The sequence below is a fragment of the Spongiibacter thalassae genome, from assembly GCF_012272835.1.
Classification (GTDB): domain Bacteria; phylum Pseudomonadota; class Gammaproteobacteria; order Pseudomonadales; family Spongiibacteraceae; genus Spongiibacter; species Spongiibacter thalassae.
Genome location: NZ_JAAWWK010000001.1, coordinates 679,935 through 702,893 on the forward strand (window position 1 = coordinate 679,935; position 22,959 = coordinate 702,893).

At 54.1% G+C, this 22,959-nt stretch carries 15 protein-coding genes; 10 read left to right on the plus strand and 5 right to left on the minus strand.

What is annotated here, in order from left to right; all coding sequences use genetic code 11:
- Window positions 1-115: 115 nt before the first annotated feature.
- The 4 genes from HCU74_RS02875 to HCU74_RS02890 all read right to left on the minus strand — a co-directional run bounded on the left by HCU74_RS02875 (window position 116) and on the right by HCU74_RS02890 (window position 7,456).
- Window positions 116-1,552 carry an HAD-IB family hydrolase gene (locus tag HCU74_RS02875; protein WP_168448880.1) on the minus strand — a complete coding sequence of 479 codons (1,437 nt, stop codon included), beginning with the start codon at window positions 1,550-1,552 and terminating at the stop codon, window positions 116-118.
- Window positions 1,552-3,051 carry a wax ester/triacylglycerol synthase family O-acyltransferase gene (locus HCU74_RS02880; RefSeq protein ID WP_168448881.1) on the minus strand — a complete coding sequence of 500 codons (1,500 nt, stop codon included), beginning with the start codon at window positions 3,049-3,051 and terminating at the stop codon, window positions 1,552-1,554. The genes HCU74_RS02875 and HCU74_RS02880 overlap by 1 nt, the downstream gene beginning before the upstream one ends.
- Window positions 3,044-5,407, minus strand: a complete 2,364-nt coding sequence (locus HCU74_RS02885) for a glycerol-3-phosphate 1-O-acyltransferase (RefSeq protein ID WP_168448882.1) — start codon at window positions 5,405-5,407, stop codon at window positions 3,044-3,046. Before HCU74_RS02885 ends, HCU74_RS02880 begins: the two co-directional genes overlap by 8 nt.
- A 63-nt stretch (window positions 5,408-5,470) precedes the next feature.
- Entirely contained in the window at window positions 5,471-7,456 is a 1,986-nt protein-coding gene (locus HCU74_RS02890; RefSeq protein ID WP_210425080.1) for an FAD-dependent oxidoreductase, read from the minus strand.
- 250 nt (window positions 7,457-7,706) lie between these two features.
- On the opposite strand from HCU74_RS02890, the gene HCU74_RS02895 reads away from it, so the two are divergent.
- The 7 genes from HCU74_RS02895 (at window position 7,707) to HCU74_RS02925 (ending at window position 20,005) form a co-directional block, all read left to right on the plus strand.
- Window positions 7,707-10,130 carry a TonB-dependent receptor gene (locus HCU74_RS02895; RefSeq protein ID WP_168448883.1) on the plus strand — a complete coding sequence of 808 codons (2,424 nt, stop codon included), beginning with the start codon at window positions 7,707-7,709 and terminating at the stop codon, window positions 10,128-10,130.
- A 356-nt stretch (window positions 10,131-10,486) separates the two neighbouring features.
- Window positions 10,487-12,925, plus strand: coding sequence for a TonB-dependent receptor (locus tag HCU74_RS02900; protein WP_168448884.1), 2,439 nt, complete (start codon window positions 10,487-10,489; stop codon window positions 12,923-12,925).
- Between the two features lie 173 nt (window positions 12,926-13,098).
- Window positions 13,099-13,863: a hypothetical protein gene (locus HCU74_RS02905; RefSeq protein ID WP_168448885.1), complete on the plus strand. Its 765-nt coding sequence runs from the start codon at window positions 13,099-13,101 to the stop codon at window positions 13,861-13,863.
- 210 nt (window positions 13,864-14,073) lie between these two features.
- Window positions 14,074-16,434 (plus strand): TonB-dependent receptor domain-containing protein, encoded by a 2,361-nt coding sequence (locus tag HCU74_RS02910; protein ID WP_168448886.1) that lies wholly within the window; start codon window positions 14,074-14,076, stop codon window positions 16,432-16,434.
- The gene (locus HCU74_RS02915; protein ID WP_168448887.1) at window positions 16,435-16,695 is read left to right on the plus strand and encodes a hypothetical protein; all 261 of its coding nucleotides are present in this window, start codon (window positions 16,435-16,437) and stop codon (window positions 16,693-16,695) included.
- Window positions 16,696-16,961: 266 nt separating this feature from the next.
- Window positions 16,962-18,308, plus strand: a complete 1,347-nt coding sequence (locus tag HCU74_RS02920; protein ID WP_168448888.1) for an aromatic ring-hydroxylating oxygenase subunit alpha — start codon at window positions 16,962-16,964, stop codon at window positions 18,306-18,308.
- 5 nt (window positions 18,309-18,313) lie between these two features.
- Entirely contained in the window at window positions 18,314-20,005 is a 1,692-nt protein-coding gene (locus HCU74_RS02925; protein WP_246864398.1) for an FAD-binding protein, read from the plus strand.
- On the opposite strand, the gene HCU74_RS02930 is transcribed toward HCU74_RS02925, so the two are convergent.
- Complete coding sequence (locus HCU74_RS02930; protein WP_210425081.1) at window positions 19,985-20,638, minus strand: TetR family transcriptional regulator; 654 nt, start codon at window positions 20,636-20,638, stop codon at window positions 19,985-19,987. The two genes, HCU74_RS02925 and HCU74_RS02930, sit on opposite strands and share 21 nt — an antisense overlap.
- A 31-nt stretch (window positions 20,639-20,669) precedes the next feature.
- Here HCU74_RS02930 and HCU74_RS02935 point away from each other — a divergent pair, with 31 nt between their 5' ends.
- From HCU74_RS02935 to HCU74_RS02945, 3 genes are read left to right on the plus strand one after another with little or no spacing between them, the layout of a single operon-like run.
- Window positions 20,670-21,650, plus strand: coding sequence for a thiamine pyrophosphate-dependent dehydrogenase E1 component subunit alpha (locus HCU74_RS02935; protein WP_168448891.1), 981 nt, complete (start codon window positions 20,670-20,672; stop codon window positions 21,648-21,650).
- Window positions 21,651-21,661: 11 nt separating this feature from the next.
- Window positions 21,662-22,654: an alpha-ketoacid dehydrogenase subunit beta gene (locus HCU74_RS02940; protein ID WP_168448892.1), complete on the plus strand. Its 993-nt coding sequence runs from the start codon at window positions 21,662-21,664 to the stop codon at window positions 22,652-22,654.
- Between the two features lie 47 nt (window positions 22,655-22,701).
- Entirely contained in the window at window positions 22,702-22,938 is a 237-nt protein-coding gene (locus tag HCU74_RS02945; protein ID WP_168448893.1) for a lipoyl domain-containing protein, read from the plus strand.
- The last annotated feature ends 21 nt before the right edge of the window (window positions 22,939-22,959 follow it).

A 22,959-nucleotide genomic window follows, 5' to 3' on the forward strand; every position in this document is an offset into this window, starting at 1 on the left:
TTGTATTGTATCGCTGCAAAGACGCGGTCGAAACAGCGCAAAGAAAATCGGTAAGAGCACAAGGCCCGCCGTGGAAATCCTGGAAGGCTTGCTGGGTTGGCAGCTTCTACGCCGGTTACGATGTAGGCCACTCGGTAAGGGTATCAATATACAACTGCCGCACTTCAGCAATCTTTTCACCAAGGTTGTCCAGGGTCCAGTCGCTGACGGATATCGGCGGCAGTACCGCAACATCAACGGTGCCGGGGCTCATCACAGCGGCGTCTCTGGCGGCAATCATTTCGGCATTGCGAAAAACGATGGGTACTACGGGAATGTCAGCGGCCATTGCCATGCGAAAGGCGCCTTTTTTGAATTCTCCTACCAGATCGGTATCGACGCGGTTGCCCTCGGGGGCGAGGCAAATCGAGATACCTTTGCGGGCCAGTTCCTCGATGGGTTTCAGGGCTTCTACTGAGGCCTTGGAGTCTGCGCGATCGATAAAGGCGACATCAGCGAGTTTGCCGATGGTGCCGGTAAGCCAGTGGTCTTCCAGTTCTTTTTTGCCAACGCCGGTAAAGTCTTTCTCGATTAGTTTGGCGGCCATAAAGGCGTCGTAGTTGTTGCGGTGATTAAAAATAAAGACTGCAGGTCGCTGGGTCCAGAGGTTGTCGCCGCCAATAACGTTAAGTTTTACGCCATTTATTTTAAACATCTGGTCGATCCAGCGCGGCGATGCGTAGTTGAGAATCGCACGCTTGTCCCGTTTCAGTAGTCCGAGTCCGACACCGGCGGCGGCGTAGGGGAATACGCTGAATACACCGGCGGCGGAGCGCAGTGCGCCGTTGTTTTTGCGGCTGGTGAAGCGCAGCACTGGCCAGCCGCGAGAGCGGGCTACCCGGGCCAGGTTTTTGCCGGGATTGGTGGGACGGGGGTGGCCGACCAGGTGCATCAGGGCTTCGTCTTCGTCGCCATCGGCGTAGAAAAAGCAGTCTGCAAGGGCGGCGCCCTGGGTCTTGGCAAAGGTTTGGGCGGCGGTGGCTTTGCCTTCGGCCCAGATCAGCGGTTTGCTGAGTTTGCCGCTGAGTTTGCCGTCGACCACTTCAAAACGGTTGCACAGCACATGCTCGATATTCAGAAAGCGGGCAATGGGTTCGGCCTGATAGCAGGTGGCGGAGGACGACAGTACTACCGTGTGCCCTTGTTGCTGGTGGGCTTTGATAATACGGCGCATTTCCGGGTAGATCAGGTTGACGATCTTGCGCTTGAACAGGGCATCGCCCATGTCCATCAATGCGTCGTGAGGACGTCCTGTCCAAGCGTCGGCACCGATCTGCAACAGGTCTTCAAAGTCAGCCTTGCCGATTGCGGCATTGATGCCGGTGTTGACCGTGCGCAGAAATTCCTGCAGGGAAATATCCTTGTTCTTGAGGCGCTGTTTGCTGAAATACGCTGCGGAAAAGCCCGCGATAATAGTGCCGTCGAGATCGAAAAATGCGCATACATTGGCGCCTGTGGGTGAGGCTTTGATTGCCGCCAAGGTGGATTCAATGGGGGTCGCGGAATGTTTCATTAAAGACTTCCTTTTCCGGCTTTGGACTGAGCGGCGGCCTTGGCGCGCGCGGGACGTTTGGCTGTGGGGGTCTTCTTGCGCGGCGCTCGGGGTTTGGTCACTTTCGCTTCAGCGGTAAACATTGCGGAAAATTCCTCTTGCAGGCATTGCATCCATAGCTGCGGGTCGCGAATGGCTGCAGTGTCGCAGTGGCTGCCGATATAGCACACGCCGTCGTGGGACATCATTACCAGCATCAGTGGAATGCCGGGTAGTGGACCGAAGGGGTACATTTTGTTGATTTTACTGCCGGCAATATAGGCGGATTCCCGCAGCCCCGGCACATTGGAGGCTTGCACGTCGATTTGGCTGGCCATTTCACCCAGCTCTTGCAGGGCCGCGTTTGGCAGGTGCACCAGCAAGGGTGCCATGCGGTTGACAATATTGATGGCGGGCTCGGCAATGGCCTTGAGGGTCTGCTCATGGATGGCGGCAATGCGCTGCTTCGGGTCGCCTTCATTAAGCGGCAAATTGATACGGGCTGCCGCGAATTGGTTGCCTCCGCCACTATTCCCGTCGGTGCGCAGGCTTACCGGCATCGCCAGCGGAATCGCATCGTGGGGGCTGTTTAGTGCCTGGTGATAGCGTTGCATCGCACCGGCGATGGCGGCGATGTACACGTCGTTCACAGTGGCGTTGAGTGCTTTCGCACATCGGCGAATATCTGCCAGAGGGAAGTCCAGTACATCAAGATGCCTGCCAAAGCTGCGCCGCATTAACAGCGGTGAGGGAGTGCTGTCACTGGGGCCTAATATGCGTTTACTGGACTGCCACTGTTCCCGCAGGGTATTCAAACTTTCGCTCGGGTTGCGCAGTACGCCTTTGCCGAAAGAGACGCCGCGCTTAAGCGTATTGCCTACCGTGGGCAGTGCGTGGGTGATTGCTCGGTTGAGCCCCCGGCGCGTAAGGGTGAGTGGGTCGAGGTCCTGGGGGATGGGCGGCGGAATATCGGCCTGTGGCTTGCCGTCCGGTGTGGTGCTGAACAACAGCTTCAGTAACAGCAATCCGCCCATGCCATCTGACACGGCGTGATGCATTTTCATCAGCAGGGCGGCATTTGCACCGGGCTCCTGCAGGCCTTCAATCAGGTAGACCTCCCACAGCGGGCGGTCGAGGTCCATGGGTGCCGCCAGAATCTGACTGGCACTGTCGAGCACGTCGCGCAGGCGCGCCGGGGCCGGGGCACTGAGGCGCCGCAGGTGGTAGTTCAGGTCGAAGTCCGGGTCGACCACCCACTTGGGTGGAGTAATGCCAATGGCTGGCATCACCACATGCTGACGCAGGCGAATAAACTGCCGGCTGGCCTGATCGAAGGTGGCGCGCAATTCGGTAAAATCCGGCGCCGTCTCCAATAGCAATACCGACAGCATGGCGCTGCGGGTTTTTACCGAGCCTTCGCCGCGCAGCATGAGTAACTCCAGCGCGTCAACGTCGTCCTTGAAGGTGGGATGGTCAGTCATTGTGTTGGCCTCGGTTGAAATACCGTAAGTTAAAGGTGCGGCGGGCGGAGTCAAAGCGTTGATCGCTGAGTTGCAGGAGGGCTTCCAATTCTTCGATATGGGCCTGCCCTGCTGCGGGCTGGTAGTGGCCCTCGGCATTGGTTACACCGCGATTCTGCGCAATTTGCAAACCTGTTTTAAACAGGTGCAGCGAGGCGGCCTCTAAATGAATAATGCGCTTTTGCAACAGGTATTGCCGTGCGGCACCGGCGCAGAATTTAAAGAAGTCCTTGTCGCCCGTAATCACACCGCCGCTGCGCAGCTTCATGCACACGGCGGTGACCCAGTAACTCTCCAGAAAACAGCGCAATACGCTGTCGGCGGTAATCGGCTGCATGCCGTCGAGCAGGGCGAGTGTGGCGTCGCGTCCGCTGGAAACCGTGTGTTGCCAATTGGGGTTGATGCGGTTCAGGCGGTCATTCAAGGCCTGACGAAACTGGTTCTTTTCCAGAAAGAAAAAGTCGAATTTCAGCAGATCGCGCAACTGGTAGGCGGTATTCCAAAAGGTTTCCAGGGCGTCGGTGCCAGCATCGCAATTGGCGGCGGCGGTGAGCGCCAACTCGGCGATGGCGGTGTCGAGGTAGTGATGAATCACCCAATTTCGATAATACGACGCGGCGACGTGGGCATCTCGGTTAATTGTGTAGACCGCCTCGGGGCCGTCGGTTTCGGCGTGTATCAGGCCCTGACTGATCAGTGCGTCCAGCTCTTCCTGAATGCCCTCATCGTGCAGCAGGTTGCGGGCACTGGCGGTCATCGGTGCGCCGTGCAGTTCAGTGTGCTCGACGAATTCGCGCAGGGCCATGCGCAACTGGTCGAAGCTCAGGGCCTGGCGAAAGGCGCTGAGCGCGGTCATGGTAATTAACGAAATAGCGGTGATGGGCGTGGCCTGGTTAATGCGCAGGGAGATTTCAAAGGCCAACTTTTGCAGGGCAAGGTGGTATTCACTGTCGCTGAGTTGACGCGCCTCCTCGTGGCTGCCCAGGTAGCTGCTCAGGGAAAGTGGTTCACCGAAGCGAACATATATGCGGCCAAAGCGTCCGTGGGCGGATTTGAAGTAGCTGATCATCCACTTCAGATCTTCCTTCTTTTTTGCGGCCCCCATCGCCTCTCCGGCGTAGCCTTTTACCTCGTTCAGTTGATCGTAGGTGGTGGAGGCAGGTATGAGGGCGATGTCGTCACAGCGGCCTTCGCGATAGGCATCCACAACATATTTAAGCAGCCCCAATTTTGGTGGCAGCGACTTGCCAGTGCGGGAGCGAGTGCCTTCGATATACCATTGCAAGCTGAAGCGCTTTTCCACCATATAGCCGAGATATTCTTTCAGTACCCAGCGATAGGTCGGGTCTTCGCGAATGTCTCGGCGTATAAAAATTACCCCGGAGCGGCGCATGATATAACCCATCGGCCAGAAGCTCATATTGATGCCGCCGAGAGTGCTGGTGCGGGGCAGGCCGGACTCGTGCAGGGCCACTGACATGACGCCAACGTCCATATTGGAGCGGTGGGAGGGCAGAATAATGCCGGGTTTACCCCGCAGGGCAGCGCGTACCTTTTCAACTTGCTGAGGGTCGATGTCCAATTGTTCGACGTAGCCGCGTCGGTAGAGGATGCGGCCGAGAATCAGGTTGATGTCCAGGCCAAGGGGAGTAAAGCCTGAGGCCAGCTCCTTGAGCGCCTTTTCGGCGAGCATTTCAGCCTGATCCAGGGGCAGATTCTTCTCTTCAGCGAGTCGGCGCAGTCCCTCTTTGAAACGGGCGGAACTGCGGATTTCCTCCAGCACCAGTCGCGGCATCTTGTATTGGGGGCCGAGCACCTGCGAGGCCGAACGTTCAAGCGACAGGGTGGCGCGGCGAACGACAAAGCGGGCAAATTCCCGCTCGACAGTGGCACTGGTCTGTGCGGTCCAGATGTCCCGTAATTCGGCGACTGTCGCCGGCTCGCCTTCAAGAATGCGAGTGCGCTCAGCCTGTTTTCCTGCCAGTAAATATTTGGCGTATTCTCTGGGGGCGCGCGGGTCGCCGATAATAATAAGGTCGCGCAGATAAACCTGAGGCTTGCCATTGCGGGATTTTGGCAGCCACGCTACGCGAACCGGACACAGTCGGGGGTTGTCGCCCCTCGCCAGCCGTTGGCGGAGTGCAGCGTTTGTTCGGCTGGCGTCCATGCGCGGATAGTCAATATAAATAATCTCGGCGTGTTTGCCGTTTTCCTGTTGGCGTAACCACTGCGAGATAATTTTCTTTTCCGTAGGTCCGCGGGTCTGGGCGAGGTAAACCAGGCCTTGTTCGACGGTGGTGTTGCCAGATGCATTCATGTACGTAATCCCTGTCTCTACTGCAATTTATTGTTGTCTGTGGTCCTGATTCTCCTGCCCAGGCTAGAGTGTGGTGGCGTTTTTGCGCTGCACGAAATCTCTTACGGCGCGGTCAGCGGCGGCGACAGCATCGCCGATGCGGCCCAGCTGGCTAGCGTCGCCAATGGTCGCGCCGTCACTGATTTTTGCAGCCAGGGCATTGTGCAGGCGCTGTTCTGGATCGCGCCCCTGAGCAAGCACGCAATAGGCAATGCGGCGCTCGATTGTCGTGTCGGCGGCCCTGAAACAGGCTGTGCCGCCGTCGAGTTTGGTGAAGGTGCTGTCGCTGATAAATTCAAGCCCGGGGTTGGCGAGCAGTCTGCGCAGCAGGTCGCCGCGATAGATCATTTCCGCTGACCGGGCCAGCTTGTGGGCTGGAGATCGGCTGGAAAGGATGACCCGGTAGCCACGCTCCAGTAGCGCCTCGCTGGCTTCGCAGCCGGTCTCGCCACCGCCGAGTACCAGAATCGGGCCTGCCTGTGGTGCCGGGAGGGGGTGATGATCGAGGTCATTAAGAAGATCGAAGGCATCGCAGCTGTTGAGCTCGTTCAAACCCGGGTACGACTGGGAGCGGGAGCGGCTGCCGGTGGCAAACAGCACGAAGTCGGCGTGCAGGGCCTCGATAACCCCGGGCTCGGCGCTTGCCCCCAGTTTGACCTTGATCGCGCTCGCGGCGACCTGCCGCAACAGGTATTGGCGGTAGCGTTCCAGTTTGTCCTTCATCGGCGGTGCAGCGGATACCACCAGACCGCCGCCGAGATGATCCTGACGTTCCAGCAGTGTGGTATCTGCGCCGGCCTCGGCAAGGGCCAGTGCAGCGGCCATGCCGGCGGGGCCACCGCCGACCACAACGGCTTTGCCGGGCTCCCTCAATAAGGGAATGCCGCCCTCCCGTTCACACCCGGTAAGGGGGTTGTTGGCGCAGCGAATGCTGTTTTCGGCGAAACCGTTGGCGACGCAGAAATTACAGGAGGTGCAGGGAATAATGTCATCGACCCGGCCAGCGCGGGTTTTGTTACTCCATTCAGGGTCGGCCAGTAAGGTGCGGCCCAAAGCGATAAGATCGGCATCACCGTCGCGCAGGGCCTGTTCGGCGGTGTCCGGATGACGTATCTGGCCCACGGTAATGACCGGCACATTGCAGATTTTGCGGATGCGGCGGGAATAGGGCAGGCGCCAGCCGTCGGGGGCCGACATAGGGTCGATAACCTTGTCGAAGCTGTCTGGGCCGACCCCGGTAGAGACGTGGATGGCGTCAACACCGGCATCGACCAGCATCGGTGTGATGCGCTCCATGTCTTCAATGGTCAGACCATTCTTGCTGAATTCGTCCGCCGACAACCGGTAAATCAGCGGGCGGTTGCCGATGGCCCGGCGCACGCGATTGATCACCCGGCGTGGGAATTCCAGTCGTCCAGCTTCATTGCCGCCCCAGACATCATTGCGCTGGTTGCTGCGCGGCGACATAAATTGGGTGAGTAAATAGCCGTGGGCACCATGCAGCTCCACCGCTTGATAACCCGCCTTTATGCCCAACTCGGCGCTGATGCCAAAGCACTCGATCATCGCCTCGATTTCGGCGTGGGACATTTCGCGGCAGGTTCTGCGGCTGGGGTCTTTGCGGGAGAAAATGTCGCTGGGGCCAATAGGCGTGTCGATCTCCAGCAAACTGCGTTTTGCAGCTGCGCCGCCATGTTGCAGTTGCAGGCAGGCTACGCTGCCTTCGGCTCTTATGGCGTTGACCAAGCGTTTATGTCCGGCGATATGCGCTGTCGACTCAAGGGCGAGCTGGTTGGGTTCGGACTGCCCGGAGCGCCGCTCTACGCAGCAAAACTCGACGATAATCATGCCGGTGCCCCCCGCTGCGCGGGCGCGATAAAAGGCGATTTGCTCGTCACTGACCTCGCCCTCTGGGGTGCCAAGTTGGGTCGACATCGGCGGCATTACCGTGCGATTGGGAATCAGCAGGTTGCGTATTTGCAAGGGCTTGAAAAGCAGTGGGTGATTCAAGTGGTGCTCCGCGTAGTAAACATCAAAGAGATCCTTTCCATTACTATGATATTGTCAGTTACCTGTTTTTCGTTTCGTTGTTATTGTCGTCAAGGCCCATAAATGGCCGACCCTGGCATATTTCGTTGTATTGCTTGACTAAGCCAGTAGGTAGAACTACTTATAATGGAGCAGTTCATCCAAGAGTATCATCATAATAGCTGACAAATAGTAAGTTTTAAATGGGTCGATAACCAAAGTGGGTAATAAAATGTCACAGGCTAATAGTGCAGGTAGTAACAGGAATACGTTCACGCGGACGATGCTGGCGATGTGTGTCGCGAGTGTGTCCGGCGCGGCGATTGCCCAGGATGGCGGGAGAACTCGGGGCAATGTGATCGAGGAGGTCATCGTTACCGCCCAGAAGCGCGCTCAGGCGATTTCTGATGTGCCGCTGGCGATTCATGCGCTGACCGCCGACAAGCTCGAGTCAGAGCGCTTTGAGTCACTGGCGGATCTCAAGCTGATCTCTCCAAGCTTTACCTTTAGCCACGGTACGGCAGGTAACTTCTCCAATTCCATTTCCATGCGTGGTTTGGGTTCATTTTCCACCGAGGGCGGCGTGCAGCCGAGTGTGTCTACCGTGGTGGATGGGGTTGCCCTGGCGCGCTCGACCGAATTTAGCTCTGACCTTGGCGATATTGAGCGCATCGAGGTGATTACCGGGCCACAGGGCACCCTGTTTGGTCGGAACTCTATTGGCGGCGCGCTGAACATCGTTCGTGCTGGCCCGTCAGAGGAGTTCGCCGCGTCGGTAGAGGTGGCGGCGACCGATGACGACGAGGTGATGACCAAGGCGATGATTAATGGCGCGCTGACCGATTCGGTACAGGTGCGGCTGAACGCTTTTTATAAAGATCGCGACGACCACATTCGCAACCTTGATGCGACCCAGGGCGATGCCGGCGGCGAAAAAACCCGCGGATTTATGGCGAAAATGAATGTTGATGTAAACGACGATGTCAGCGTGTTGCTGAGCTTCGATTACGTTAACACCGAGACGGGTGGCAATCCCTTGGTCACCTTTGGATTGGATACCCTGTATCCGGCGCCGCAGACACGTCTAGTCGCGCTGGGTAATGGCGATGCGGCAAGGGGGCAGCAGGTGCTGGATGATCCCTTTACCGTGAATGCCAACACCGAGCACTACCTGGACTACAACCAGAACGGCTTGGTCGCCGATGTCAGTTGGCAGCTCAATGAAGAGTGGTTGCTGAAGTCGATCAGCGCCTTGCGCCGCTCCGAGCAGTTCTTTAATCAGGACATCGATTCCTCGCCGGCGTCGATGGGTAACCTGGACAGCACCACCGCGACGTCCACCGTCGGCGGCAGTACCTACGGTATGTTCGGCGTTTACCTGGATGGCACCAATTTGTCGCCGGGCGGTCGGTCGGGGATCAGCAATGAAATGGAATATTTCACTCAGGAGATCCGCTTTGAGTACCAGCGGGCGGATTTGAGCCTGGTAACCGGCTTGTATGTGCAGGATTACCAGGAAGATGGCGCAATCGATGTGCCGCTGTGGATTCGCGGCGCGCCGGGCCTGCCCACGCCCTTTATTCAGTCTGACCCGTACTACAACGACTACAGCCAGCAAACCTGGGCGCTGTTCAGTGATGTCACCTGGGACTTGAATGCGGTGGTGCAATTGTTCGCCGGTATCCGCTGGACCGACGAAGAAGCGACCCTGAAGCACCGGCAGCGTAGCTATGTGGCCCGTGACTTCGACTGTACCAACAACATCTGTGATGTCGACTTGACCACCGCCTATGTGAACCGGGAAGTGGACTTTGAATCCGATGGCGATGCGGCAGACTGGTCTGGTCGCGTGGGCGCCAAATGGGATGTCACAGAAGAAAGCAATGTGTACGCCAGTTACTCCCGTGGCTTTATCGGTATCGGTGTGAACTACACCCGTTCTTCGACGCCGGATAACACCTATCTCGAGCCTTCAGTGGCCGACTCCTTTGAGGTGGGCTTCAAGAGTGACCTGTTCGATAGAACTGCTCAGGTTCACGGCGCGATCTACCACATGACCGTCGATGATATTCAGTCGACCAAGCGTATCCCCGGCAGCACGCTGACCGCGCCGGTTAACGTGGGCAAGATCCGCAGTCAGGGTGTTGAGCTGAACACCAGTTGGCTGGCCACCGATATGCTGATGCTGACGCTGGGCGTGGCGTATACCGATGCGGAGTTCCAGGAGTTTGAAATGGACTGCTATGTTGGTCAGACAGCCGCGCAGGGCTGTGTGGGCGGGCAGCAGGATCTGAGTGGCGAGCGTCCACCTCAGGCACCTGAGCTGAAATACACCGTGTCGGCCAACTACGAGCAGCCGCTGCCAGCGTTGCCGGTGGTGGGCTTCACCAACGTGAGTTACGTTTGGCAGGATGAAACCGCCACTGACCTGGCCCGCGATCCCCGCCTTGAGCAGGATGCCTACGGTCTGTTGAATGTCAGCTTTGGTATTCGCGATACCCAGGAGCGCTACGAAGTGTCGGTGTTTGGCAAGAATGTCACCGATGAGTACTACTCCCTGAGCAAGGGGCAGGCTGACCCGGTTGGTGGCTACTTCCAGTTTACCAACAGGGGCTCGCAGGCTTACTGGGGTATTGCCGCGAAATACCAGTTCTGATGGTAGGCGAGTAATTCAAGCGGCAAAATCAGATGGCGCGCTCCGGGAGGAGGGCGCCATTTTTTTAAATGACGGGTTAACAGTTATGATATCGAAGAGAGTGATGGCCCAAATCAAAAAATTTAATATTTGCGCATAAATCGCCGGGCACAGTGTTCGAAGGCTTTTGGTATTTGTATAAATTACAATTAGTTAGCGCGTTTTGAAGAAATGTCGGAGAAAGTTTTCAAGAGGCTGATAACATCAATTTGATTGGCGCCAAGACTATTGCCTCGTCTTCCCTATTGTAAAATTTCTCCAAAACTGAATAATAGTCACTTATTGAAGAAATATAAGTCTGGCTCTTGGAGATAGGAATGACGACGACGAACAAAACAATCAAAGCAGGGTGGAGGCAATCTGCACTGGCTCTGCCAACGATGGCTCTGGGTTTGCTCTCGGTGTCCACGGCAGTGCACGCCCAGCAGGCGCAGTCGCGTAATGTGATCGAAGAGGTGATCGTTACGGCCCAGAAGCGTGCCCAATCTATTGCTGATGTTCCCCTGTCCATTCAGGCGCTGGGCGCCGAAAAGCTGGAACGTGAGCGTATTGAGTCGCTGGGCGACCTGCGCTACGTATCACCGTCGTTTACCTTCTCCGCGGCGACCGGTGGTGGCCTGGCAAACTCAATCTCCATGCGTGGTCTGGGGTCGTTCTCCTCTGAGGGTGGCGTACAGCCCAGCGTTTCAACCGTTCTCGACGGTGTGCCGCTGTCCCGTTCCGGTGAGTTCAGTGCCGACTTGGGCGATATCGAACGTATCGAGGTAATTACTGGTCCCCAGGGTACGCTATTTGGTCGTAACTCTACCGCCGGTGCATTGAATATTACTCGTAAAGGGCCGTCGCCGGAGTTCGAAGCCTATGTATCGGGCAGCGTGACGGATGACTCTGAAACCGTATTGAAGCTGATGCTGAATGGCCCGATCTCGGATTCAGTCATGGGGCGTCTCAATATTCTGAGCAAAGAGCGCGACGGGCATATCAAAAACCTGCACCCGGGTCGCGGTGATGCCGGTGGCGATGAAACCGTTGCCGCCGTGCTCAAGTTGGCCTTTGATTTTTCTGACGATGTCAGCCTGATGTTCAGCGCCGACATCAACGATTCCGAAACCGGTGGCAATCCGCTGGTCACCTTTGATACCGACACGCTTTACGATCCCGAGGCGCGTTATACGGCGCTGGGTAACGGCGATGCCCAACGCGGTCGCGAGATCATGGCGGACCCGTTTACGATTAATAACAACTCACCCGATTTCTACAACTTCGAACAGTGGGGTGTTGTTGCAGATTTGACCTGGCAGTTGAACGACAACTGGACGCTGAAGTCGCTGACCAGTGCTCGGGGTTGGGAGCAGGAATTCGGTCTGGATATTGACTCCACTCCGGCCAGCCTGAATAACCTGAACTCGCTCACTGCCAATAGCACTGAAACCGAAAATACCTTTGGTCTGTTTGCTGTAGCGGTTGATGGCACCAACTATTCTCCCGAAGGTCGCTCTGGTGGCAAAAACGGCGTGGAGTATCAAACCCAGGAATTGCGCTTTGAATACGGCGATGAATTGATGAGCGTGGTCGCCGGTGGTTATTACCAGAACTACCGCGAAGATGGCTCGGTTGCTGTGCCGGTGTGGGTACGCCAAAACCCCAGCATTCCGCTGCCGCCAACGCCCTTTATTGTTTCTGATCCGTATATGAATGATCTTAAACAAACCTCATGGGCGGTCTTCGGCGATATTACCTACGATCTCAGTGAAGCCTTCCAGGTATTTGCCGGTTTGCGCTGGACCGACGAGCAGGCAACCCTGGACCACCGTCAGCGCTCTTTTGTGGCGAGCGTGTACAGCTGTGAAAACAACTTCTGTGATGTTGACCTGACGGCAGCGATATTGAACGAAGAAAACAATCACGTGACCGACGGCGAAGCGGCAGACTGGTCCGGACGCCTTGGTGGTCGCTGGACACTGTCTGAGGATACTAACGTATACGCCAGCTATGCCCGTGGCTTTATCGGTATCGGTGTGAACTACACCCGTTCATCAACCCCTGAAAACGCTTACCTGAACCCATCGGTGTCAGATGCCTACGAAATCGGCTTGAAAACGATGATGTTTGACCGCCGCTTGCAGCTTCACGGCGCGATGTTCTATCAGATTGTTGAAGAACTGCAAACGACCAAGCGTGTGCCGGGTACTACCCAGACCGCGCCGATCAACGCCGGCGACCTTTATACCCAGGGCTTTGAGTTGAACAGCACCTGGCTGGCGACCGAGTCGTTGGAAATTCAATTCGGCGCGGCGTTTACCGATGCCGAGTTCCGCAACTTCGAGCTGGACTGCTATGTGGGCCAGACTGCCGCCGACGGTTGTAATACCGATACCGGTATTCAGGATATGGAAGGGCGTCAGCCGCCCCAGGCACCGCGTTTCAAGTACACCCTGTCGGGTAACTATGAGCGTCAGCTGATGGATCTGCCCCTGGATGTTACGCTTGGTGCCAACTACGTTTGGCAGGAAGAAACCGCAACTGACCTGAAGCGTCACCCCAAGCTTTTCCAGGAAGCCTATGGCCTGCTTAACGTCAGTGCCGGCCTGCGTGCCCACAGTGGCGTGTATGAGATCAGCCTGTTTGGTCGCAACGTAACCGACGAGTTTTATGCGCTGCGTAAGGGTCATTCTGATCCGGTGACCGGCTACTTCCAGTACACCGTTCGCGGTGCGCAGGCTTACTGGGGCATCAACGGCAAGTTGATGTTCTAAGTTCAGGCGCGCTGCAAAAGTGGCGCGCGATCAGATTTCAAAGTGGTATCTTTACCGGCGACTCCCCTCGTCGGTTTTTTTTAGTATTAAATTCCACAATGTTGATATAATAAATTACATTGTGTAAGTTATTCGCGCGAGTCCGGGTTGATCAATAATAAAGAGGATATTTTATGAGTTCGCTATGGCTTTCTATCGGGCACGATGCCGACGGGGCGGTGGGGCAGCCGCTGGCGCCCTGGGTGTTTGAGATAGGCTCTGTCATCGTTTGGTTGGCGCTGGCAGTGTATTTTTACCGCAGTTACCTTCAAAACGGTCAGTTGAGTCGCTATGCGTTGATTTTTATCGGTGCGACGTCGATGTTCTGGTTGGAGTTTCCCGCAGACTGGGGGGCGTTTCTGGTCTACTCGCCGTCCTTCGCCCTGTTTCCTATCGAGTTGCCCTACACCACACCCAACAAACCCCTGTTTATGCCCGCCGCCTACGGCTGGTATTTCCTGGCGATCTATTCCTTGATCTGGTTTCTGGTCGACCGTTTGCGCGCGGCAAAGCCCGGCTGGAGTCGGGTATTGGTGGTTATCGTAATTGCCGCGCCGTTTTTCTATATCTGGAATCTGCTGGTGGAGGGCTTTTCTGCGGTGGTAGGTTGGTGGACCTACTACGAAGTATTCGGACCGGCGATACATTCAGATCGCGGCAGCTACCCGTTGATTTTTCCGGTGGTGCCCTTTGCCTTGTACGGCGTGATTGAGGCGCTGGTGCTTACCTGGAAAGACAGTCAGGGGCGACACATGCTGGAGCACCTGACGGGAGCCCACCGTGCGCCGAAGGGCAGTGGCAGGGAGTTGCGCCGAATACTCGCGTGGATAATCACAATGAATACGATTTTTGGCTTATTTGCATTGTCACTCGTGCTATTCCGCTGCGCTATCAGCTGAATATTTGTAGGGCTGGCGGATTGGCGTTGGCCCGATTTACTTGGCAAGCATATTAAAACTTACGGGTCGTCACTTAGTGGTTGACAGTGAATTGGACAAGTGTATAGGATGGCATTGAGTTGTACGACTGTATAAATGCTCGTGCAAGTGGATGCCTGGAAATTCAACAGGTGGACTCTTCTCTCATGATAATAAAAAGAGGAAGTTGTAGTGGTCTTCTCGTGGATCAACAATCACTTGATGCGAATCAAGCGCATAGACGTTATTTCAATGCTGGTACTGTCGTCGGTCAGTGTAGGAGTACTTGCGGAATCCGGAGAAGTTCCGAAAAGAGCCAATAGATTGCTTGAAGAGGTTGTGGTTACCGCTCAAAAGCGAGAAGAAAATGTACAGGAAGTACCTGTCTCGGTTCAGGCCTTCAGTGGTGAAATGCTGGAGGCGATGGGTGTGGATGATCCGACTGACCTGCAAGCCGTTACCCCTGGGTTGACCTATAGCTCGGCCACGGGCTTTGCTATCGTTTATTTGCGCGGAGTCGGGTCTGATGCTTTTTTGATGGCTGATCCGAGTGTGGCCACCTATATCGACAATATCTACTACCCCTTTGCCAGTGGATTAGCGCAATCGTTTGGTAAAGTTGAACGGGTCGAAGTGCTGAAGGGCCCCCAGGGTACCTTGTTTGGCCGCAATACCACTGGCGGTGCGATAAGTATTACTACTGAAACGCCTATTTTCGACAGCGTTTACGGTGGGGTGGCTTATACCTACGGCAGGTACGAGGAAAATAGCGCAAGCTACAATAAAATTCGGGGCAATATAAATGTTCCGGTCTCAGATGATATCGCAGTAACACTGGCGGCGTTCACAGACCGCGCGCAGCAGTATATGCGATTCGATGAGGAATCCGCTCAGCAGCGATCGCCCGATGAAGTCGCCAAGGGGTATCGCGTTAAGTTCAAGGCGAACCTGTCAGAGAATTTCGATATCTTGCTCGCCAAGGTCGCGGTGGACCAAAGTGGGTTCAACACGGCACTTGCACCGAATACTGACCCCTCGGATCTGGCGATAGCACTCGGGGCTGAGCAGCAGCCCCGTGACTACTCCGCTTCGGTCAACGCGCCGATCAATTTCGACATCGATAGCGACGTTTACTTTATAGAGGCAAATGGCTACTTCGACGCCTTCGATGTCAAGCTGCTCGTTAGCGACCAAAGTATCGAAAATTTAGGTAAAACAGATTTCGATGGCACCAATGCCCCAATTGCGTATTTTGGTGCGCCGGTTTTTTCAGACGTTAAAACCGCGGAACTTCAGCTGTTGTCAAATGAAAATAGCTGGGGGAGCAGCTGGTTGGAGTGGGTCGCCGGATTGTACTATATCGACAGTCTGGCGGGTGTGTCGGCTGAGTTATCATTGTTTGGTGGCGAGACAGGTCAGGTGGCAGTATTCGGCCCCCAGGGCGTGCCGATCGGCGACCTGGTGGGCACCGTGCCCGGGCTGTCTGGCTTTCTCGGGCCTGTTCCCTTGACATCCGGGGTAAATGTTCACCTGGAGGGGTCGATAGCCACCGAGTCGGTTGCCGCTTTCGCGCAGACCACGCTTACAATTAACGAATGGTCAGAGGTCGCTGTCGGCGGTCGCTACCAGCAGGAAAAGCGTGATGTTATAGCGTCGAGCTTTGGCCTGACAAATACCGACGGTAGTTACACGGAGGTAATGGACTGGAAAAATGATGGTGAAGCGCCGACGTCAGCGGAGTCGTCGAACTTCTCGCCAAAGGTATCGTTTAACTTTTACCCGATGGAAGACACGATGGTTTATGTGTCTGCGCAAAAAGGATACAAAAGCGGTACCTTCAACACCTTCAATATAAATAGCGATATTGATTACGCTGGACCGGAGGATGTCACCGCATACGAAATAGGGGTTAAGTACACAAGCGCTTCAGGTAACTACCGAATTAACTCTGCAGTGTTTGAAACCACTATTGATGATATACAGGTGCAAATTGTCTCGTTGATGGCCGGCGGTACCGTGCGTTTTGAAAACGCGGGGTCGGCTCGAATCCGCGGTGCAGAATTTGACGCCAAAGTTGCACTGATACCGAGTAGCGTTGACAACTTTATCGCGACCTTGAGCGCGGCGTATATCGACGGAATCTATACCGACTATCAAAACGGAACAGGCTTTAATGAAGAGACCGGAGCCTACGAAGAGGGGCAGGATTACACCGGTGTGCCAGTTGTTCGTACTCCCGAATTTTCCGGCACAGTGGCGATCAGTAAACTGTTTGATATTTGGAAAGGACCTCTCGAAATCACGGCAGATGCCTACTATAACTCTGGCTATTCCTACCTTGCTCAGGGCGATCCCTACAATGAAGAAGAGTACTATCTACTTAATGCGCGGATAAGCTATTTTCTCGAAGAAGAAGACATTCGGTTTACGCTGTCCGGAAGTAACCTCAGCGAAACGATCCACGCCTATTCCCAGTTCCCGAATGACTTCGGCAGTATTGAAGCTCTGGCGCCGCCGAAAAGTTACAGTCTATCGATAAACTGGAATTTTTGAATGATAAAAATACTTAAATACCTTTTGTCAGGAATTTATTTGTTGGCTATTCCGGCGACATATTATTTCAATGAGCACGTACTTGCGCGCTATTGTGTGTATTTTGTCGGAGCAGTTCTAATCGCTCATGTCGCCGAAGTTATAATATTTTATAACCGCGTGAAGCTATATGAGGGAGCGATGTACAAGAGCGTCGTGCTGACCATTTTATTCGGGTTTTTGCATTGGTTGCCCCTGTCCGGTAAGCATTTAGGAAAGTAATAAATCAATCGATTGATTTTATTTTCCGATATTTTCAACGCTAAGCCTACCAGGTATTGACACAAAGTTAACAGAGCCGATAGGATGAAATTACGTTGTACGACTGTATAGTTTTGGGTTGGTTCTTTGTGACATGCCTTATGTGAATACACCGAGACGATAACCGGTGCAGCAGCCTTTTTCCCGCTGGCGTAGTGGCGATAAACGCGAGCGCAATATTTGCGAAAGCTACGAACAGACGTGCTTGATAAAATCCGGAGCTAATAATGACAAGTCATCAAAAGACAAACAGCGAACTGAATGAAAATTACATTGCTACCGATCGCTATACATCAGATAAATTTGCGAAGCGGGAAATGGAATCGGTTTGGAAGCGGACGTGGTTGTGGGCCTGTCGCAACGAAGATATTCCCAGACCGGGAAGTGTTACGGTGTTTGATATTGCCGGCCAGTCGGTGCTTATCGTTAGGCAAAAAGACAACACCGTTAAGGCGTTTCACAATGTCTGTCCTCACCGTGGAAGAGTGCTCGTTGACAAGCCGGCAAACGTTGCCCATATCACCTGTCCGTTTCACTCATGGCAATGGGAGATAGACGGGTCGCTCAAGCGGGTTCTTGATCGCGACAATTGGGACGGTTGCGAGCATATGAGTGATGAAAATTTAAAGTTGAATGAAGTAAGCACAGCGCAATGGGGCGGCTTTATATTTATCAATCTCGACAAGAACCCCATGGACTTTGATGAATTTATAAGTCCTGTTCCAGACTGTCTCAGTGTGCTGGGATTCGAGAATATGCAGTATTGCTGGAAGAAAACGCTGTTGATGAATTGCAACTGGAAAGTAGCTCAGGAAGCATTTATGGAGAGCTACCATGTTATGGGTGTGCACCCTCAATTCCTTCCGGTGATTGACGAAAGCAATTACAGTCAGGCTCAGGGTCTGCATGGACATCATATTTACACCTGGGAGCGGCCGCCAGGGGCTCCTTCTCATCGCACTGGCAAGGAATTTCCCGAAGACTTTCGGCCAGCAGTGGTGAAGTTTTTCAAGACCTTTGATCAAACCGCAGATAAATCCCGTAATGGCCAGCAATCGAAGCGCTCCATGGACGCTGGTATTGCCGCAGTAGAATCGCTGGAAGCGGGTGTGGGGCCACAGGAAATTATGGAGGCGGCGGTAGGGGCCATGTATATGGCAGCCCAAAATGACAAGGCGTTTTTCCCACTTGTTGACGAAGAAACCGCTGCAAAAATCGGTGTTGACTGGAATATATTCCCAAACATGAGCTTGGTGTTGGGCTACGATGGCACTTTGATTATGCGTGCGCGCCCCCACAATGACAACCCGAACCAATGTACTCTCGACCTGTATGCCATTATTGCATGGGGAGAAGGAAAGGCGCCGAAAGTAGAGACAGAGTATTACGAAAACTGGCGTAAGGACTCTGACAATATTCCATTCCTGTTGATGCAAGATGTAAAAAATATGGAGGAAGTCCAGAAGGGGCTGCAATCCGATAGCATCACCAGGTTACGTCCTAATCCGGTGCAGGAGCACCAAATTATTCATTTCCACCAGGTTCTCGATAAGTTCATAGGTCAGGAATCTTGAGAAAAATGAATAGTGTCGAGACAGGATCGCCACTACTTAGCTACGTGAGGGGGGCTAGCATTTGCGACGGGCTGGATAGCGCTGAATGGCATGAGCAGGCCGATGTCGTGGTTGTTGGCCTGGGTGCAGCGGGTGCCAGCGCGGCGATAGCGTTACGTGATGCCGGGAAAAGTGTTGCAGTCGTGGAACGATTTGAAGGTGGTGGTGCAACGGCGCTAAGTGGTGGAATTGTTTACGCGGGAGCTACAGAACATCTCGCTAATGCTGGCTACACCGATACTGTTGAAGACATGTTCGCCTATCTGAAAAGCGAGGTCGGCGACGCTGTAGATGATAGCCTGTTGATGGATTTCTGTAAAAACAGCAGTGACCTTATCGGCTGGCTAGAAAATTTGGGAATTCAGTTTGGTAGTCATGTGGATATGGAAAAGCGTTCTTATCCACGCTGTAACTATGACCTTTATTTTTCTGGCAATGAACGGGCGAATAGCAGCAAGAGATTCGCACGTCCTGCGCCCCGTGGGCACCGCGTAAAAGGCAAAGGCTTTACGGGGCGGGTGTTGGCAGAGACCTTGATCGATAACGCAACCCGTAAGGGAGTAGATATTTATCGCCATACACGAGTCGAAAGCCTGGTGGTGGATGAGCAAGGGGCGGTGATCGGGGTCGAGGTACGCTCAATCCCGCGCGGGAGCAAGGGTTGGCGACGACATATGTCACTGGTGCGGAAAATTAATCGCTATCAGAGGTTCATACCAGCGCTGACTTTCAAGACGCTCCGTAGACTGCGCGAAATCGAAAATCAGTTTGGTGTCGTCCGCAGAATACGGGCGCGCGACGGGGTAATACTGGCTACCGGTAGTTTTTCCTTCAATCGCGAGATGATCGAAGAATACGCCCCCGTCTACCGAGATGCCTTGCCATTGGGTGCGGCCGGATGTGACGGCAGCGGTATGCAGCTAGGCCGTAGTGTCGGTGGCGCTTTGACGTTAATGGGTCGCGTGTCTGCCTGGCGGTCAATTTCTCCGCCTGTCAGCTTTGTTGAGGGCATTGTGGTAAATCGGTCGGGGCGGCGGTTTATCGCAGAAGATATTTATCTTGGCCATCTGGGCCGGGCGATTGTAGAGGATCAAGAGGATAGCGCTTGGGTGGTAGTTGATAGTCAGGGATATAAGAATGCGCTGTGGGAGGCCCTGCCTCGCCCGAATCAGAGCTGGGGAACCTTCGGTGCACCGCTGTTAGTCAATTTGCTGCTGGGTGCAAAAAGGGCTTCAACCTTGGTCAAACTGGCGAATGTGTGTGACATCGACGCCGACTGCCTCGTGAATACTGTAGAACAGTACAATCAATATTCTGAGCAAGGCGAAGAGCCCTTTGGTAAGTCGGAAAAGTACTTGAAGCCGCTTTCCAAAGGGCCTTTTTACGCGCTGGATATATCGACGAAAAGCCGATATTTCCCGTGTCCTTCGATACCTATGGGTGGTTTGAAGGTATTGCCTTCTACGGGAAGTGTTATGCGGGATGATGGTAGCTGCATCGATGGTCTGTATGCCGCCGGGCGCTGTGCAGCGGGTATACCATCAGGCTTTTATGTTAGCGGAACATCATTGGCTGACTGTATCTATTCCGGGCGACGCGCCGCGCGAAGTATTGTTAACCGTGGGGTGAGTCAACTGTCAGTTGACAAGTGTACTTAGGCCATTGGCAATGAATTGTATTTTTCGCTGTGTGTGACTGGGATCATTGTTGGGGTCGCAGACGTTGTTGGAAAGATGGGAAATAGAGTAGACCTCGACAGCTGACTGGCCGACGACGGTGTGCATGAAGTACACCGCCCAAATGGCATTTTTATTGTTTAAACCGCAGCTCTCAAAGGCGGCGACGTAGCGTTCATACACAGACTGATAGGCTTCGCGCAGACCGATAATAAGTTCAGGCTTATCAATAAGGCTGTCGCAGTGAATCAGTAGTTTGAGGTAGGTGCGCCACTTGTTTTTCCTGGAGCTCATCACATCAAAGGCAGTAACGTAGGCCGACACGACGTCCTGTATTGACGGATGTGATGAATGTTGAAGAACCTTGTTCAATGATGAGAGCAGAACCCGGTTTATTGTTTTGGTTCGGCGTTGAATAGCAAAGCGGAAGAGATCGTCCTTGGAGCCAAAATGGTAGCGAATAAGATTCAGCGATATACCGCAGTTGCCGGAAATATCGCGTAATGAAACACCGTAGTAGCCGCGACTTGCAAAGAGCTTTTCGGCTTCGTCGATTATTTTCGTCTGTGTGTCTGACAGTTCTGTTTTGTTAACCATAGAGCGCAGTTGGTCCACGTTGAAATTACACAAGTAAGAGGATTGTATCATGGATAATCAGCAAGGCCCGACCAATGAGGTGTTGCTAGAGCTGTACAAAAAATGTGCTCTGGCAAAAATCAACGATGAAAATGCCCGCCGGGTAATTATGAATGGCACGCTGCCAATGATCTATTATTCACCCCGGGGGCAGGAGGTTATTCCGGCTGCGATGTCGGTGAACCTCAGGGATGACGATACGATTTGTACGATCTACAGAGGTATGCACGATATGGTGTGCAAGGGTGTTCCCGTTGATGCCCTGTGGGCAGAGTATGCGGGTAAGGCAACCGGCACCTGTAAGGGCAAGGGCGGGCCTATGCACATAACTCATCCGGAAAGCGGATGTATGCTTACCACAGGAATCGTAGGCTCCAGCCTTCCCATCGCCAACGGTCTCGCGCTGTCGTACCAACTCAGAAATCTCGATAATGTCAGTGTGGCTTACTTTGGCGATGCCGCCTCAAATATTGGCGCGTTTCACGAGGCTCTTAATATGGCTTCGATATGGAAATTGCCGGTTGTTTTCGTCTGCCAAAACAATCGCTATGGCGAGCACACAACCTTCGCTAAAGCGACATCGGTTAATAAAGTCTCTGATCGCGCGGCATCCTATGGAATGCCGGGTATTCACGTCGATGGGAACGATGCAATAGCAATGTATAACGCCGCCAAAGAAGCCATCGATCACGCAAGAAGCGGAAAAGGGCCTGTGTTGATAGAGGCCATGACATTTCGCTTCTACGGCCATGTATTTGGTGATCAGGACGGATACATGGATCAAGCAGAGAAAAAACGCGCCATGGAGAATGACCCTGTTCCCAAGCTGAGGGATTTGGTGATTTCCAGAGGAATTGCCAGTGACGCAGAACTTACAGAGATGGAAGCAGCAATTGATAGTGAAATCAAACAGGCCATAGAGGCTGCCCTGTCGGCGCCGTGGCCAGATGTGGATGAACTTGGTAAAGACGTCGTCGCCAGCGCGGTATAGGGAGAATGAACATGGTAAATACTGAAGAGCAAACCACAGTAATTCAGGCGTTGAATGCAGCTATGGCTGACGCAATGGAGCAGGATGATTCGATATTTCTGTTGGGAGAAGACATCGCCGACCCAGAGGAAGGAGGCGTGGCAGGAGTAACTGCTGGTCTGTCTACCCGTTTTGGCGATAGTCGGGTACGTTCCACACCGATCTCTGAGCAGGCTATTGTGGGTGCCGGTATCGGTGCAGCCTTGAATGGTATGCGTCCGGTGCTGGAAATCATGATGATGAATTTTGCGACGGTCGCCATGGATATGATTGTTAATCATGCGGCGAAATTGCGTTTTATGTCAGGCGGGCAAACGCAGGTGCCGTTGACTATACGCATGGCGACCGGTGCGGGTCTGTCTACGGCCGGCCAGCATGCCGATTACCTGGAAGCCTGGTTTGCTCATACAGCGGGCTTGAAAGTTGTGACGTATTCCAATCCGGCGGATGCGTATGGCTTGTTACAGTCGTGCATTTTCGACAATGACCCCTGCATTTTTATCGAGAACTTTCTCTCCTATTCGGTGAAAGGTGGTGCGCCGGAAAAAGGTAGTCGCGTTCCGTTGGGCAAGGCCAAAGTGGTACGAGAGGGCAGCGACCTGACTATTGTCTGCTACGGCGCGCAGGTTAGTATCGCCCTGTCTGTCGCCGAAAAATTCGCAGCAGAAGGTGTAAGCGTTGAGGTTGTGGATTTGCGAACCATTAGCCCCTGGGACCAGGAAACAGTGTTTACATCAGTCGCCAAGACCGGGCGTCTAGTCGTCAGTCATGAAGCGTTGAAGGCCTTCGGGGTGGGCGCCGAGATTGCTGCGGTGGTGCAACAGGAACTTTGGTCAAGCCTTAAAGCTCCGGTGCGTCGCGCAGGGGCGCCAACCTGTCCAGTGCCGTATTCCCGTCCTCTCGAACTCGCCTTCATGACGTCGGTCGAGGATCTCGAAACTGAAGCACGTTTGCTCCTTAAATAGCTTTCATCAATAGATAGTCGACAACAATTTGATAAGAGGTAGTACCTATGACCGTAAAGATACTGATGCCGAAAATTGGCTTTTCCATGAGTGAAGGCAAGCTTGCTCAATGGTTGGTCAGTGACGGTACAGCAGTCGCCGAGGGAGACTTGCTGTTCGCGCTTGAAAGTGACAAGTCAGTGCAGGACATTCCATCCCCCGGCACTGGGACGCTCAGGATCAGCGCGGCGGAAGGCGAAGTCTACGAGGTGGGCGCGGTGTTGGGTGAATTGGTGCCGAGTTGAGGGATGGTTGTTGCGCCGTTC

Bases quoted from the DNA above. Each gene is read 5' to 3' on its own strand.
- HCU74_RS02885 (WP_168448882.1), bottom strand. From the start codon at position 5,407: ATGAATGCATCTGGCAACACCACCGTCGAACAAGGCCTGGTTTACCTC.
- HCU74_RS02915 (WP_168448887.1), top strand. From the start codon at position 16,435: ATGATAAAAATACTTAAATACCTTTTGTCAGGAATTTATTTGTTGGCT.
- HCU74_RS02905 (WP_168448885.1), top strand. From the start codon at position 13,099: ATGAGTTCGCTATGGCTTTCTATCGGGCACGATGCCGACGGGGCGGTG.
- HCU74_RS02925 (WP_246864398.1), top strand. From the start codon at position 18,314: ATGAATAGTGTCGAGACAGGATCGCCACTACTTAGCTACGTGAGGGGG.
- HCU74_RS02945 (WP_168448893.1), top strand. From the start codon at position 22,702: ATGACCGTAAAGATACTGATGCCGAAAATTGGCTTTTCCATGAGTGAA.
- HCU74_RS02895 (WP_168448883.1), top strand. From the start codon at position 7,707: ATGTCACAGGCTAATAGTGCAGGTAGTAACAGGAATACGTTCACGCGG.
- HCU74_RS02900 (WP_168448884.1), top strand. From the start codon at position 10,487: ATGACGACGACGAACAAAACAATCAAAGCAGGGTGGAGGCAATCTGCA.
- HCU74_RS02920 (WP_168448888.1), top strand. From the start codon at position 16,962: ATGACAAGTCATCAAAAGACAAACAGCGAACTGAATGAAAATTACATT.
- HCU74_RS02940 (WP_168448892.1), top strand. From the start codon at position 21,662: ATGGTAAATACTGAAGAGCAAACCACAGTAATTCAGGCGTTGAATGCA.
- HCU74_RS02875 (WP_168448880.1), bottom strand. From the start codon at position 1,552: ATGAAACATTCCGCGACCCCCATTGAATCCACCTTGGCGGCAATCAAA.
- HCU74_RS02935 (WP_168448891.1), top strand. From the start codon at position 20,670: ATGGATAATCAGCAAGGCCCGACCAATGAGGTGTTGCTAGAGCTGTAC.
- HCU74_RS02880 (WP_168448881.1), bottom strand. From the start codon at position 3,051: ATGACTGACCATCCCACCTTCAAGGACGACGTTGACGCGCTGGAGTTA.